The organism is Paenibacillus rhizoplanae (assembly GCF_042684125.1).
Classification (GTDB): Bacteria; Bacillota; Bacilli; order Paenibacillales; family Paenibacillaceae; genus Paenibacillus_AQ; species Paenibacillus_AQ rhizoplanae.
Window position 1 is genome coordinate 240492 of sequence record NZ_JBHUKY010000078.1, and the last position, 14530, is coordinate 255021.

The following is a 14530-nucleotide window of genomic DNA, read 5'->3' on the forward strand; positions in this document are numbered from 1 at the left end:
TCAGCCTGCGCCATAATTACAATTAAGGGAGAGATGATGAATGAACAAATGGAAGTCTGTAATGCTGCCCCTCGTAACTGCCGCCATGCTGGTGACGGGCTGTAGCGGAGGCAATAACACTAGCGCTCCGCCTGCTGCTACTGGTACATCCGGCGGAGATGCCGCTGCCACTGCCGGGGCGAAGCAGGAGCACACCTTCACCGCACTGCTGGACAACAACGCCACCTTCCCTTATTCCAAGGATTGGCCGGTCTGGGGCTGGATCAAGGACAAGACAGGCGTAACTCTGGAGGTGCAGACGCCTTCCGGGAAGCTGGCCGAAGCGCTGAACCTGGCGGTGGCCTCCAATGTCCTGCCGGACCTGATGTATATGCCCAACCGCAAGGAATCGAACAAGTTCGGGCAGCAGGGTGCACTCGTCGATCTGATGGAATACATGGATAAGCTGCCGAATTTGACCGCATGGATGAAGCAATATCCGGAGGAGGCGAAGGCGGCGCTCTCGGCTGACGGCAAAATGTATATGTTCCCGAACCAGGGCTTCGGGGAGACGAACCGCATGATCTGGATGTACCGCCAGGATGTTTTTGAGAAGGAAGGCATCAAGGCTCCGGCCACCTATGAAGAGCTGCATACAGCCCTCAAGACGCTCAAGGCGAAATACCCGGACAGTTATCCGCTATCGGTCCGTTACGGCCAGATCCCCGATGAGATGAATATGAGCATGACCGTTAACTATGAGACAGGGGAAGGGGCGTACTATGATTTTGACAAAAAGGAATGGCGTTATGGTCCGACGGAGGAGAGCTACAAGGAGATGGTCGGCAGATGGAAGCAGTTCTATGATGAAGGGCTGATTCCGCCGGACTTCCTCTCCTTACAAACCAAGCAGTGGCAGGATATGGTCTCCACCGGCAAGTCGTTCGTGACAGTTGATTACATCAGCCGGGTGGACTTCTTCAATAATGCGATGCGCAAGGAGAATCCTGAGTTCAATATGCAGTTCATGGCTCCTCCTGCCGGGCTTCCCGGCGGTAAACAGCTGAATCCTTACTTCCATTATATGGAGGGCGGACTAACGGTCGCTTCCACCTCCAAGAATATCGAAGACATCATGAGTTACATGGACTTTTTCTATTCGGAAGACGGGCGGACGCTCAGCAGCTGGGGCGTGGAAGGCGAGACGTATGTGAAGGAAGGCTACGCGATCAAGTTCAAGCCGGAATTCACCGATGTCATTGAGATGCGGAAGCAGACGGGGCTGCAGACCAGCGGAACCTATACCTGGATTGACTTCGACGCCCATCTGTCCCTGTTCTCGGAGGACCTGAAGCACGCCTATGAAGAAGCCGTCAACTATGATCCGGCCAATATGCAGCCGCGTCCGGCCTTCACGGAGAAGGAGAATGAAGTCATCTCGATCACCGGGCAGGCGATCAAGAAGCACCGCGATGAGAGCTTCGCGAAGTTCGTCACCGGCTCCCGCAAGCTGGCGGACTGGGATAAATATGTGGAGGAAATGAACAATCTGGGCGTAGACAAGCTGCTGGAGACGTATAAGGAAGCGTATGACCGCGTGCAGAATATTCAATTAGGCAGTAAATAATTGCAGGGCAGAACCGCAGAAGCACAGGCAAGGCATTCAGGGTAATCGCTTGACCATTAAAGGAGGCGCCGCTTATGAAGCAATGGCTGCAAGGCTTTGGCAAACGGTATGGATGGATATGGTCTGTGATGTTGCTGGTTGTAATCTTGGGAACGGCGGTTCCGGGCACTGCCCGGGCCGCAGGCACCATTACGCTGCACGAACCGCCCGGAGGATATGTATCCTCCGGCGGGCTGGTGGAAGTCAACGGAACCTATACTGGACTGTACGATGTCCGGTTGTATGTAGACGGAACAGCCCAATTCGAGGTGCTGCTGGACGACCCGGACGGAGATGACAGCGGCACCTGGTCTTACACGCTGGACACTGCCCGTTACAACGGTTCAGTGGAGCTGGTGGCACGCGGGCTGGATACCACCACCCGCTACGGGGTGTGGAGTCCGTCCGTCACCCTTGAGATGAACAACCCCGCAGGTGTTGCGCCAGTGGTGACGATTACGGGTCCGGACGAAGGCGTGTCCTTAAGCGGACAGGTGAATATCACCGTCCAGGCGCAATCATCCTTGCCGGTTTCGGGCGTGCAGGTCCGGGTGAACCGGGGACCGTGGCAGCAGGCCGCTTATAACGGCACGGAATATGTATATGTCTGGAATACGGCGGGCATCGGTGACCGCACGATCAGCCTTGAGGCCCGGGCCACGAATGCGCCCGGACGTTACGGCTACAGCCCGACGTTTTATGCGCAGGTCGGTGCGGGCACGCATGAGCCGGCGGTTCCTCTGCCCGATCAGGACCGGGCGATGTGGATCTGGGAGCCGGAAAGCTATAAGCTGCTGCTGAATCCGGGTTCGCGGGAGGTGCTGGAGTCCTTCGTTACGGACACCGCTACCTTCGGATCAGAGCCGGTGACGACGCTGTATCTGGCTGTGGGCAACTACGCGGGCTACCGGGCGCTGGAGGAGCAGGAGGATGAGCTGCGCTCCTTCATGCGCTGGGCGCATGAGCGGAACTTAAGCGTCCATGCCCTTGTCGCGGGCGGAACCTCCCCGGCTTATATGGGCGCTTATGAGCGCTACCATAGTCATGCTGTCCGGGAGATCGAACAGATTATCAACTACAATCTTGCGGTGGATGCGGATGAGAAATTCGATGGAATCAATGTAGACATCGAGCCGTATATTTCCCCGGATTTCAAAAACCCAACCAAATTCCTGCAGGAGGAGTACCTGGACGGCCTGCAGAAGATGATTGACCGCCGCGATACAGCGGGCATCCGGCTGCCCTTCGGCCCGGCTGTGCCCAAGTGGTACGATTCCTCGGAGCAGGGGGCTAATATCCTGTGGAACGGCACGACAAAATGGCTGTCTGAGCATATCCAGGATATCTCCGACTACATCTCGATCATGGATTACCGGGATACTGCGGACGGAACCGCAGGCATCATTGCCGGGGCTGCCGGTGAGCTGGCCTATGCCGAGACCATCGGCAAGCCGAACTCGGTAGTCATCGGAGTGGAGACGCTGGATATTGCAAACAGCGGCGACCCGGAGACGATTACCTTCCAGGAGGAAGGCCGCACCGATATGGAGACCGAGCTTGACAAGGTCTATGCCGCTTCCGGGCTAAGCAGCTCCTTCGGCGGAATTGCTGTCCATCACTATGATTCCTACCGGGCACTGCCTTCATATTGGGGACCGGGAGGCGTATTCTGGACGGCGCCGGAAGACCATGAAGCACCGTCTGCACCTGCGGGCACACCGTCCGCTGTTGCGAGTGACTATCAGAGTATAAGGCTGAATTACGGGATGGCCACCGACAATTCGGAGGTAGACCGCTATATCGTCTACCGCAGCACGGTGCCCGGCTTCACGCCTACCGCTGCGGACATTGCCGGACTGGCCCGGGGCCTGAATTACCAGGACAAGGGACTGCTCCCCGAGACGACTTATTATTACCGTATAGCCGCCCGTGATCTGACGGGCAATATCGGACCGCACTCCAGTGAAGTATCTGCGGTCACTGGCAGCACGGCGCTTAAGCCGATGATTGTGACGGATATGCAGCTTTCCTACACTGGAACTGCTGCGGCAGCTTCTATGAAGGTGCTTGACTATGCGACAGGGGCGGTCCTCACAGGGGCAGCGATAGAAGGGCGATTCACCTATTCGGCAGGCCGCTATGCAGCGGCTGTTACAGGGGCAGATGGACGGGCAGCCTTCACTTCAGAGGCGATTGCCCAAGGCCGCCAGGCCGGATTCGAGCCGCGAAGAGTACAGGCAGCCGGTTATTATTATGCCAGCGCCCATGACCTTCCGCACACCACCGCATTGCTGCCGCATGGCGGGCTTAGCGGATTAACGTTATCGGCAGGAGTGTGGGACAAACCTTTCTCTGCGGGTGACAAGGCTTATACGGTAACTGTCAACAGCAATGTAAGTTCGCTGCAGGTCACCCCGGTTACCGTCAAGGCGTCGGATGCATTGCGGGTTAACGGACTGCCCGTGGCATCGGGAACAGCCGCATCCGTTACGATCGGTTCAGAGCCTGCTGATGTCTCGGTTCTGGTGTATCACGAAGATGGAACCGCAGATCTCTATCTGCTGAATATCGAGAGAAGTGCTCCGGCAGATCCGGTGATCCCGGTGACCATGGATTCCTATGTCCATGAACATCAGCCCTCGACTAATTTCGGGCAGGAGCCTGTGCTGGAGATCGCCGATCTGCCGAACGCACAGGGTGGAGGAGACCGTACCGCCTTCATGAAGGCGGAGCTGAATCTCTCTGGGACGGCGGTGCAGTCCGTAACCCTGAATGTGTATGTCACTGTTCCCCCGGCTTCCCCGGTTACACTTGCACTAAAAGGGTACACCGGTGCGCAGTGGACCGAGAGCGGCATCACCTGGAATAACCGCCCTGTCACCGGCGGAACGAATCTCGGAACAGTCCGGGTCACCGGGGGCGGGTGGTACAGCGCGGATGTGACCGCTTATGTTGTCGCGGCAGCGGCGGCTGGACTTACGCCGACCTTTCAGTGGAGCGACCCCAACACTTCCGGCATTGTTGTATCGCTGGCCAGTTCAAAAAATTCGGATAACAAGCCATATCTGCTGGTGAACAGCGGGATCTAATAGAGAAGGGGCGGTCACTTCCGCCCCTATAAGGAGGAGAGGGTTCATCATGGAAGAGACGTTGATTCCGGCGGCAGGGCATCTAGTGGAGCGTATGCGCGTTCTGGTCTATAACCAGCGCAGCCAGATGGGAGCAGCAGCTGCAGGAGCGGTCGGGCAGAGCATCAGAGACTTGCAGGGGAAGTCCCAGGCTCCGGTCCGCATTGTATTTGCCGCAGCTCCGTCACAGAATGAGTTGTATGAGGGGCTGGTGCGGGAGCAGGGGATTGACTGGTCCCGGGTGCACGCTTTTCATATGGATGAATATATCGGTCTTCCGTCAGAGGCTCCCCAGCGATTCGGGAACTACTTGCAGGAACGGTTGTTCAGCAGGGTGAATCCCGGACGAATCGAGCTGCTGGGCCGGACAGGAAGTATTGATGAGGAGTGCCGGAGATATGCGGCGCTGCTGAATGAAGCCCCTATTGATATCGTCTGTCTGGGGATCGGAGAGAACGGGCATATTGCGTTCAATGATCCGCCTGTAGCCGATTTTGCCGATCCGTTTCTTGTGAAAGCAGTCGAATTAGACGAAGGCTGCCGGACGCAGCAGGTGAATGACGGCTGCTTCGCCAGCCTGGACGATGTACCTACCCATGCGCTTACACTGACCGTGCCCGCCTTGATGGCAGGTCACCATCTGTTCGCCATTGTTCCCGGCAAAGCCAAGCGGGCTGCGCTGCAGGCTGCGCTTCATGGCCCGCTCAGCACTGCGTGCCCGGCGAGCCTACTGCGGACCCATCCCGCCATTACACTGTTTACCGACCGGGATGCCTTCGGCTCATGAACGGTGTGATCTCGGGAAGACATTACAGAACCGGCCTGCCGCTCGAGGTCCACGTTAACGGTGGCGTCATTGAAGCGGTTCATACCCTGGCCGAGAGTCCGCATATGGCCGATTGGCCCTGGCTTGCGCCGGGGCTGGTTGATTTGCAGGTGAACGGCGGTTGGGGGCTTGACTTCAATACGCTGCCGCTTGCACCGGAGACCGTGGCGGGACTCTCGCGCCGCCTGCTGGCCCGGGGCGTCACCTCATATTGCCCGACCCTGATTACGAATGGGCCGGACCAGCTTGCCCAGGCAGCATCCGCGATTGCTGAAGCCGTGCGGACCCGGCCGGATATCGCCGGGCTGATCGCAGGCATCCATCTGGAGGGGCCCTTCCTGTCCCCTGAGGACGGTCCGCGCGGGGCGCATCCCCTGGAGCATATCTGCCCGCCCGATTGGGAAGCCTTCTGCCGCTGGCAGGAAGCGGCGGAGGGACTGATCAGGATCATCACCGTGTCGCCCGAATGGCCGGGAGCTGCAGCCTTCATCTCCAGATGCACCGCTTCCGGCGTCCGGGTCTCCATCGGACACACGGCCGCCTCAACGGAGCAGATCCGGCAAGCAGTGGCCGCAAGCGCGGTGATGTCTACTCATCTGGGCAACGGTACACATCTTACACTTCCGCGCCACCCCCATTATCTGTGGGAGCAGCTGGCTGCCGATGAGCTGTATGGCTGCATGATTGCCGACGGCTGCCATCTGCCGGATGCGCTGCTGAAGGTGATTCTGCGGGTGAAGCAGAGCCGGGCGATTCTGGTCAGCGATGCCGTCTCGCTGAGCGGCATGGCGCCGGGTGCCTACCGGCTGCATATCGGCGGCGACGTGGTGCTGACGCCGGAAGGGCGGCTGCATCTGGCGGGCCATCCGCGGCTGCTGGCCGGATCGGCCATGATGCTGCCGGACCAGGTGGCCTACCTGGCCCGGGCCGGGCTGGTGCCGCTGGAGGACGCGCTCGACTGCGCCTCACTTCACCCGGCCCGGCTGCTGGGGCTTCCGCAGGCTGCCGGGCTTACCGCAGGTAGTCCAGCGGATCTGATCGGCTTCCGCAAGGACAGCGGCGGAGATCTGGATATCCAGGTGGTATGGAAGAATGGCCGGATTATAGCGGCCGGTAAGGATTAGGAGGGCATCAGATTTAAAGAACTGATGCCATTTCATTAACGCGATAGGGCAGAACGTTGCATTCGTCGCGAACAATCACCGACCACTTTCGGACCGGGGGCGGCACGTTAGCCAAATGTAGTCGAAAAACCGACCACATTGCGACCGGGGACGGCACGTGAGCCAAATGTAATCGAAAAACCGACCACAATCGCACTGTGAGCGGCGCATAGGCCAATTGTAATCGAAAAACCAACCACAATTGGACCGGAGGCGGCACGTGAGCCAAATGTAGTTGAAAAACCGACCACATTGCGACCGGGGACGGCACGTGAGCCGATTGTAATCGGAAAACCGATTACAATCGGACCAGAGGCGGCGCGTAGACCAATGTAGTTGAAAACCTGACGTTGTAAGAGGAGGAGAGTGCGATGCTAAGCTTGATACCCGAGCCGAAGCAGGTGAGAATTACAGACAAGAGGCCATGGCGGGCAGGCGGGGAAGTCCGTCTGCAACTGGCTATGGAAGTGGAAGACCCCCGGCTGGTGCTTCATTGCCGGCGGGCTTTTCCCGGCCGGGAAGTCACCACGACCGCCCCCCGAGCAGGTGAGGGATACTCGCTGCTGATTGAGGAGATTGTGAGAATCGAGGGAACGGAGGGGACTGAGAGCACTTCAGCGCAGGCATCGTCTGGAGAAGCCGTTCTGTATAACGGCAAGGGTTCGACTTCTAAGCCTACTAAGGCCGACCTGTCCGTGCTGAAGGGCCGGGCGGAAGGCTACATTCTGGAGATTAGCGCAAGCGGAGCCGTAATCCGCGCACTGGACGCCCCCGGACTCTATTACGGCTTGCAGACACTGCTGCAATTGCAGAGCCTGCACGGCGGTGGCGAGATTCCCGCGGTGTCCATTACCGATTGGCCCGATACGGAGCTGCGAGTGATGAATTTCGATCTGCGCCAGACCTTCTCGAAGCCGGAGCGGCTGATCGATTATCTGGCTGAATTCTCCCGTTACAAGACGAACGCTGTGCTCATTGAATACGAGGACAAGTTCCCGTTCAGCACGCACCGGGAATTCGTCCATCCGCAGCACGCGCTTAGCCGGGAAGAGCTGGAGGCGCTTCAGGCTGCTGCCCATGAGCATTATATCGAGATTATTCCGCTGCAGCAGAGCTTCGGCCATCTGGAGTATGTGCTGCGCCATGATGCCTGGAAGCATCTGCGGGAGACCGAGGAATCTACCGGCGAAATCTGCCCGTCCCATCCGCAGACGTATGAACTGATTACCGGCATGCTGGCGGAGATGATGGATGCCCATCCCGGATCACGTTATATCCATCTCGGCTGTGACGAGGTGTATAGCCTGTGTGAATGTGAAGCGTGCCGGAAGGAATTCGGCGGCGTACGGGAACGGGCCTTCATCTCCTTCCTGAACCGCCTGATTGAATTCACGGCCAGCCGGGGAAGGCAGCCAATCTTTTGGCATGACATGCTGGACAAATGCCCGCCCGAAGAGCTGGCGAAGCTTGATCCGCGCAGCGCAGCGATGATCTGGATCTATAACGGGCGCAACATACAAGCTGAGGTCACCTCCTTGACCCATAAGTTCAGGGCGCTCGGCATTGAGGTGATGGGTGCACCGGCAGTCCGCAGCTTCGACTGGGCGGAGCATCAGAACTACCCGGTCATTGATAACAGGACCGACAATCTGCTCCAGTGGGCAAAGACCGCAGAGCAGCTGGATATCCGCTGTATGGTCGCTACGAACTGGACCGGGCCGTTCAGCCTTGGCGTTCCTTATGGCGTATTCGAGACGACCTGGTATCCGATGCTGCTTCATGCCGATCTCGCCTGGAACCGGCGGGCAGATGCCGATACCTTCATCGACCGCTTCCTGGAGCTGTTCCATGGTATAACTCCAGAGACGGGTCATGCGCGGCTGGGAAATTACCAATTAGAGGATTACTACGATATCATCTGGAAGATAAGGGAGCATGTGCAGAGGAATAAGGATTACGCCGAGCTAATCGCAATTATGCATGATTTCGAGGTAGCAACGGACCGCTCCAGGGCGATTCACAAGTATGCCTACCGCTGGGAGCTGTACCCGGGCGACAGCGCGGAATGGCGCTCGCTGCTGAACAATTACACCCGTAACCATAACGGACGCGAAGCCGTCCGGCCCCGGATGCTGGAGGCGCTTTTGCAATACCAGCCCCGGGATATGGCCGAGCATTTCGTGAAATCGCGCTTCTATCTGCATGATTATCTGGAGCGGACGCTCTATCAGGAGCTGGGCCTTGTCCACAGCGAGGGTTAGCAAACAAACCGACAGGAGGATGGAACAGTTATGCAGCTGAATGAAGTGAATTCACCACAAGCTCCGGCAGCCATGAGTCTGGAGGACAAAATAGCGTTAATGTGCGTAGTTGGCACCCCCTCCACAGCAGCAGAGCCTGACTTCCGTGAACGGATGTCTCAGAACCGGTTCGGGGGGATCGGCTTGTTCCCCCATAATGTTAAGGATGAGCAGCAGACGCTGAAGCTGATGGAGGAGGTGCAGGCCATTGCCGGAGACTCCGGCATTCCGCAGCCTTACTATGTCTCGATCGATGAGGAGGGAGGCACGCTCTCCAAGTTCAAGACCTTCTATCCATACATTCCCGGCAACCGTGCTGCCGGATTAAGCCTGGATGCCGAGACCGCCTATCTCCAGGGTAAAATCATCGGCAGCCAGCTCCACGCGCTGGGCATCCCGATGAATTGGGCGCCAGTGCTGGATGTGAATACGAATATAGACAATCCGGTTGTAGGGGTGCGCTCCTTCGGCGAAGACCCTGAATGGGTTGCCGCCTTCGGTAAGGCATATATCCGCGGAATGCATGAGGCAGGCGTGGCGGTCACGGCCAAACATTTCCCCGGCCATGGACAAGTCAGCGGGGATTCCCACGTTGTCCTGCCAGAGTGCGAACTCACAATAGAGGAATTAATGAACGGGCCGCTGTTGCCATTCATCGCTGCCATCGAAGCCGGGGCCGATTCAATCATGATGGGTCATCTCGTCTTTCCTAACATTCCCGAGTCGGCAGGACTGCCTGCTTCACTGAGCCCCTTCTTTGCCGGAGACTTACTGCGCAGCAGGCTGGGCTTCGAGGGTATCATCTGCACGGATGATATTGAGATGGGCGCGATCAAGAAGAATTTCAACCCGGATGAGGTGGGCGTACTGGCTGTGCTGGCCGGCAATGACATGATTCTGATGTGTCATACCCCGGAATACCAGGAGCGGGTGATAGAAGGCATCCGCAAGGCTGTTCTGGACGGCGTCATCGAAGAGTCCAGAATTGACGAATCGGTCAACCGCATCCACCGCCTCTATGGGAAATTCCAGCAATACCAGGCGGCAGCCCGGCCCATTCCGCGGGAGTGCTGGAAGGAGGCGGCCCTGCAATATGCACGCCGCACGGTCAAGATCAGCCGCGATCCGCAGCAATTGCTGCCACTGTCTCCATCGCGCCCATATATGCTGATCTTGCCGCAGCAGGAGCAGCTTACGATTGCCGACAACTCCGGCGGCAATGACATTGGTTTGGCCGCGATGCTGGAAGCAGAGGGCTTGTCCGTACAGTTGCAATACTGCAGCATGAAGCCCGAAGCCGCTGAAATCGCGGCCTTATGTGCACAGGCTGCCGGTCATGTAGTAATTCAGGGAACACTGAACGCCCATCTGTTCAGCGGGCAGCTACAGCTTGCCCGGCAGCTTGCGGCGACCGGGCCGCTGCTGAACCTGGTACTGCGTAACCCGTATGACGATGCGTACCTGCCGCAGAATGCCGGAAGCATTCTGCTGTGCTCCACCTCCGATTATTCACTTAAGGCGCTGGTAGAAGTGCTTATACAGGGAACGGAAGCAGCCGTTTGAGACTATTTTTACGTATTCGTCCTAGACTGGGCTACCGTATTGAGCTGTTGTTGTCAGTTAAAGAGCTTATCTTAATCTACCTATCGGTCATTGCCTGGATCAATAGAAGATCATAACTGGCAGCAACGCCTCCCTGTACGCTGAACTTCCCCTCGTATTCCTTATACATGTTGGTGAACAGGCGTCGCGCACTGAGACCCCCCATAGTAACAGCCTCTGAAGTGCTGGCTCCCATCGCTTTTACCGAGTGAAGAAACTCTCTTGCTGAAGCATACTTTTCAGTCTGAATCGAGCGTTCATATTGGATATTTGTGAACCCTGATTCCTTCATCAAGTTAGTCCATTGGTCTGTCGATCGAAAAGTCAGTCCGTGACGCTGCGGCTCTAATCCGCTTGCTCGATAAACTTCATTAAAAGCCCTATGCATTTCGTAGAAAGTATCAGGCCCGAATGTCGTGAATATTAGCATGCCTCCAGGTCGAAGCATCCTCCGAAGTTGACCAATTGTTTGCCTAGGATTGCTCAGCCATTGAAAGCAGGCGTTGGAGACGATGAGATCAAACGAGGCTGTCGGAGCTTCTGGCGCCCACATTTCAACATCAGCATGCAGAAGGCGTAAACGATCCGATGTAATTTTTCCAATAATGTTCGCTTCAGCTGAAAGGACACGTTGTTCAGCCAATTTGATCATCGCGGGCGCAATATCAAGTGCAGTAATACTCGCACTGGGCCATTCATTTATTAGAATCTCTGTCAGTGCCCCCGTACCGCAGCCGATCTCAAGAATATTGAGACCGGCTACGTTACCTTTGTTCTTCCACCCTATGAAAGAACCTGCAAGGCGATCTGACATTATACGCTGAACTTGAGCGTGAGCGTCATACGAATTTGCACTTCGGTTAAATTGACGTCGAATATTACTTATCCTACTGCTCATGCCACCATCTCCTCAGTTCATCAGCTATATGATCTTCCTTTCCCAAGAACGGGGCATGCCCGCAGGCAGGTATCGTGAATAACTTTGCTTTAGGTAACTGGGCAATAAGCTCCGTTGCGGCGCCGTAAGGACAAATACTATCCTCAGTCCCGTGCACAAGAAATACCGGACAAGTGATGCTTTTCAGTTGAGACAAGCAATCCTCGTTGCGCAAAATCTGAAGACCTGCGATTAGCGCTGGAGTTGTCCAACTACCTATGGGGGGAAGGCTTTCGCCTATATCGGACTCCCATTCTGCCTCCGTAAACATGAGCTGCCGGAAATTTGTTTCAACGGCTTGCCGATCCTTTACAATCCCTGTAATCATCTTCCTAACGTATGTATCTACCCAACCGAGGTCAATCTCTTCTTTTGAACGAGTAAATCGAGCCGTTGCAGCGAACAACAAAAGGCCATCAGCGAACCCTTTGGACGCTAGTCTCAGAGCAAGTAAACCTCCGAGAGACCAACCTGCTATCAACAGCGGACCGCAGGAAGCCCTTGTCCTATAAGCCGCTCCATCCAAATTCAGAACATTTTTAGCTGCTATTTCAGTTTGGATCAATATTTTCTCTGGAGTATCAGCATTACTGTAATCTACAGAAACATGATGAAAATCAGGCAGCAACTCACGAAGCCGATCGAAAACCGCGTCCGGCATACTCCATCCGCACAACCATAAAATGGTGCCGCTTGTCTGCGTCTGAGTTTTAACTGAATCAATATCCAATGCAATCATGGACTCAACACCCCTAGTCGAAGTCCGATGTTGTGGATGCGTGCGACTGCATTGGTCAACTCCTTATCCGTGTGAACGGCTGACAAGGAGAAGCGAATGCGCGCTGTGCCATCAGGAACAGTAGGCGGACGGATGGCAACCGCTAGGACCCCCTCTTCTTCAAGCGCTCCACTGAACCGTAAGGCCGCATCGTTATCGCCTACGATCAAAGGTACAATTGGCGAGTCGCTGGCACCGATGTTAAACCCGGCGTCACAAAGCGAGGACCGAAATAACCTGCTTGCCGCATAAAGCCTTTCTCGACGCCAGTTTTCCTCTTGTACCAAAGCTAACGCCTTTGAAATACCAGCTACGATAGAAGGAGGCAGCGCTGTTGAATATATGAGTGGTCTAGCCTTGTTCACCAGCCATCGAATTAGCGTGCGGCTGCCACAGATATAAGCGCCGTAGACACCGAACGATTTGCTGAATGTTCCCATATGAATATCAACATCATTTTGCAACCCAAGTTCATGGCATAATCCCTCGCCTCGCCCCCCGTATATCCCCCCACTATGTGCCTCATCCACCATAAGCATCGCCCCGTATTCGCGTTTGAGCGAAATGAGTTCATGTAAGCGCGCCTGGTCGCCATCCATGGAGAAAACAGCATCTGTAACAATCAGCTTACGCCGTTTATCACGATACTTAATCAATAGTGTACGCAAATGTTCCATATCGTTATGACGGTACCGAGCATGCTCCGCACGGCTCAATACAATGCCGTCCACAATGCTTGCATGGTTCAACTGATCGCTGAAAACAACATCTCCTCGGCCTATTAGCGCACTAATTACACCAGAATTAGCCATATAGCCATTTGCAAATACTAACGCTGCTTCGCAGTTCTGCCAATCGGCCAGTGACTCTTCAAGACGAACATAAGGCAACCGGTTGCCTGTTACTAGGCGTGAAGCTCCTGAGCCAGCTGCTTCCGTGAGCAGAGCCTCGCGCATCACTTCCATTATGGCAGCATGCTGGGAGAGTCCAAGATAGTCATTGGAGGACAAGTTGAGTAACACTTGTTCTCCGCGCACCGTATAGCCAGGAGATCCCGATACTGAACTACTTGCATGCAAGGAACGCTCCAACGAAGCATCAGACAATAATTCAAGTTCTTTTTCCATCCAGTTCATGATCGACACCGCCTTAAAGTGCATTTAATTCAATCTCAAATCCCAAATCCTCAATAATTTGATGATCAGCCGTTACGTCTTGGCCCGCTGTCGTTAAATAATCACCTACAAATAGTGAATTTGCGGCGAACAGTGACAAAGGCTGCAGTGTACGGAGGTTGACCTCACGACCACCAGCCACGCGGATTTCTTTAGACGGACAAATGAAACGAAATAGAGCTAGTACCTTCAACGCTTTCATAGACGGTGTGCGGCCTGCATGTTCCAGAGGTGTTCCCGGTATCGCATTCAGGAAATTGATCGGAATCGAATCCGCATCTAGTTCGCGAAGTGCATAGGCCATTTCAACAATTTCTTGATTTGTCTCGCCCATGCCGATAATAACACCAGAGCAAGGGGACATGCCGTATGTTTTTACCTTCTCCACGGTTTCAAGACGTTGATCATAGGTATGGGTCGTCGTGATGGATGGGTAATTAGCTCTGCTCGTGTTCAAGTTATGGTTGTAACGATGTACGCCAGCTTCTGCAAGACGTTTCGCTTGATCGTCCTTGAGAATGCCCAGACATGCGCAAATTTTTAGAGGCATTGTATGACGAATTTCTCTAACCGCGTCCACTACTTGATCTAGCTCCTTGTCTGTTGGTCCCTTCCCAGCAGCTACAATGCAATAGGTTCCGGCTTTGCGTGCCATCGCTTCACGTGCGCCTGATAGCAACGTGTCTTTATCTAGCAGGGTGTATTTCTTAACCGGTGCCGTGGAAATGATCGATTGTGAGCAGTAGCCGCAGTCCTCAGGGCATAAGCCGCTTTTGGCATTGATGATCATATTCAGCTTCACTTTTTTACCGTAATAATGTTTCCTCACCTTAAACGCAGCCTGCATGAGTAGCAGTATCTCATCGTTGTCCGCTTCCAGCACAGCAAGCCCTTCCTCTATTGTTAAACATTCTCCCTGCAATGCTTTTTGGGATAGCGATTGCCACTCCATCTCCGATGCAACTGTTTCCATCTC

General features: G+C 55.3%; 10 protein-coding genes. 6 read left to right on the forward strand and 4 right to left on the reverse strand.

What is annotated here, in order from left to right; all coding sequences use genetic code 11:
• Positions 1–40: 40 nt before the first annotated feature.
• From ACFSX3_RS29580 to ACFSX3_RS29605, 6 genes are all read left to right on the forward strand, one after another.
• Positions 41–1606: an extracellular solute-binding protein gene (locus ACFSX3_RS29580; protein ID WP_209990764.1), complete on the forward strand. Its 1566-nt coding sequence runs from the start codon at positions 41–43 to the stop codon at positions 1604–1606.
• A 74-nt stretch (positions 1607–1680) separates the two neighbouring features.
• The gene (locus ACFSX3_RS29585; protein WP_209990766.1) at positions 1681–4734 is read left to right on the forward strand and encodes a CBM96 family carbohydrate-binding protein; all 3054 of its coding nucleotides are present in this window, start codon (positions 1681–1683) and stop codon (positions 4732–4734) included.
• 49 nt (positions 4735–4783) lie between these two features.
• On the forward strand, positions 4784–5560 hold the full coding sequence (locus tag ACFSX3_RS29590; protein WP_209990768.1) for a glucosamine-6-phosphate deaminase: 777 nt from the start codon (positions 4784–4786) through the stop codon (positions 5558–5560).
• A complete protein-coding gene (locus ACFSX3_RS29595; protein WP_209990770.1) occupies positions 5557–6723 on the forward strand; it encodes an N-acetylglucosamine-6-phosphate deacetylase in 1167 nt (388 codons plus the stop codon). Before ACFSX3_RS29590 ends, ACFSX3_RS29595 begins: the two co-directional genes overlap by 4 nt.
• 410 nt (positions 6724–7133) lie before the next feature.
• On the forward strand, positions 7134–9023 hold the full coding sequence (locus tag ACFSX3_RS29600) for a DUF4838 domain-containing protein (RefSeq protein ID WP_209990772.1): 1890 nt from the start codon (positions 7134–7136) through the stop codon (positions 9021–9023).
• Positions 9024–9053: 30 nt separating this feature from the next.
• Positions 9054–10625: a glycoside hydrolase family 3 N-terminal domain-containing protein gene (locus tag ACFSX3_RS29605; RefSeq protein WP_209990774.1), complete on the forward strand. Its 1572-nt coding sequence runs from the start codon at positions 9054–9056 to the stop codon at positions 10623–10625.
• A gap of 76 nt (positions 10626–10701) precedes the next feature.
• Here ACFSX3_RS29605 and bioC read toward each other — a convergent pair whose 3' ends face one another.
• Genes bioC through bioB form a run of 4 tightly spaced genes read right to left on the reverse strand, consistent with a single transcriptional unit; the run spans position 10702 to position 14527 of the window.
• Complete coding sequence (bioC, locus tag ACFSX3_RS29610) at positions 10702–11562, reverse strand: malonyl-ACP O-methyltransferase BioC (protein WP_209990776.1); 861 nt, start codon at positions 11560–11562, stop codon at positions 10702–10704.
• A complete protein-coding gene (locus tag ACFSX3_RS29615) occupies positions 11552–12340 on the reverse strand; it encodes an alpha/beta fold hydrolase (RefSeq protein ID WP_209990778.1) in 789 nt (262 codons plus the stop codon). Before ACFSX3_RS29615 ends, bioC begins: the two co-directional genes overlap by 11 nt.
• Positions 12337–13515, reverse strand: coding sequence for an 8-amino-7-oxononanoate synthase (gene bioF / locus ACFSX3_RS29620; RefSeq protein ID WP_209990780.1), 1179 nt, complete (start codon positions 13513–13515; stop codon positions 12337–12339). Before bioF ends, ACFSX3_RS29615 begins: the two co-directional genes overlap by 4 nt.
• 13 nt (positions 13516–13528) lie before the next feature.
• Positions 13529–14527, reverse strand: a complete 999-nt coding sequence (bioB, locus tag ACFSX3_RS29625; RefSeq protein ID WP_209990782.1) for a biotin synthase BioB — start codon at positions 14525–14527, stop codon at positions 13529–13531.
• Between the last annotated feature and the right edge of the window lie 3 nt (positions 14528–14530).

What these genes read in the sequence shown, in the direction of transcription:
- ACFSX3_RS29580 (WP_209990764.1), top strand. Translation starts at nt 41, where the DNA reads ATGAACAAATGGAAGTCTGTAATGCTGCCCCTCGTAACTGCCGCCATG.
- ACFSX3_RS29585 (WP_209990766.1), top strand. Translation starts at nt 1,681, where the DNA reads ATGAAGCAATGGCTGCAAGGCTTTGGCAAACGGTATGGATGGATATGG.
- ACFSX3_RS29590 (WP_209990768.1), top strand. Translation starts at nt 4,784, where the DNA reads ATGGAAGAGACGTTGATTCCGGCGGCAGGGCATCTAGTGGAGCGTATG.
- ACFSX3_RS29595 (WP_209990770.1), top strand. Translation starts at nt 5,557, where the DNA reads ATGAACGGTGTGATCTCGGGAAGACATTACAGAACCGGCCTGCCGCTC.
- ACFSX3_RS29600 (WP_209990772.1), top strand. Translation starts at nt 7,134, where the DNA reads ATGCTAAGCTTGATACCCGAGCCGAAGCAGGTGAGAATTACAGACAAG.
- ACFSX3_RS29605 (WP_209990774.1), top strand. Translation starts at nt 9,054, where the DNA reads ATGCAGCTGAATGAAGTGAATTCACCACAAGCTCCGGCAGCCATGAGT.
- bioC (WP_209990776.1), bottom strand. Translation starts at nt 11,562, where the DNA reads ATGAGCAGTAGGATAAGTAATATTCGACGTCAATTTAACCGAAGTGCA.
- ACFSX3_RS29615 (WP_209990778.1), bottom strand. Translation starts at nt 12,340, where the DNA reads ATGATTGCATTGGATATTGATTCAGTTAAAACTCAGACGCAGACAAGC.
- bioF (WP_209990780.1), bottom strand. Translation starts at nt 13,515, where the DNA reads ATGAACTGGATGGAAAAAGAACTTGAATTATTGTCTGATGCTTCGTTG.
- bioB (WP_209990782.1), bottom strand. Translation starts at nt 14,527, where the DNA reads ATGGAAACAGTTGCATCGGAGATGGAGTGGCAATCGCTATCCCAAAAA.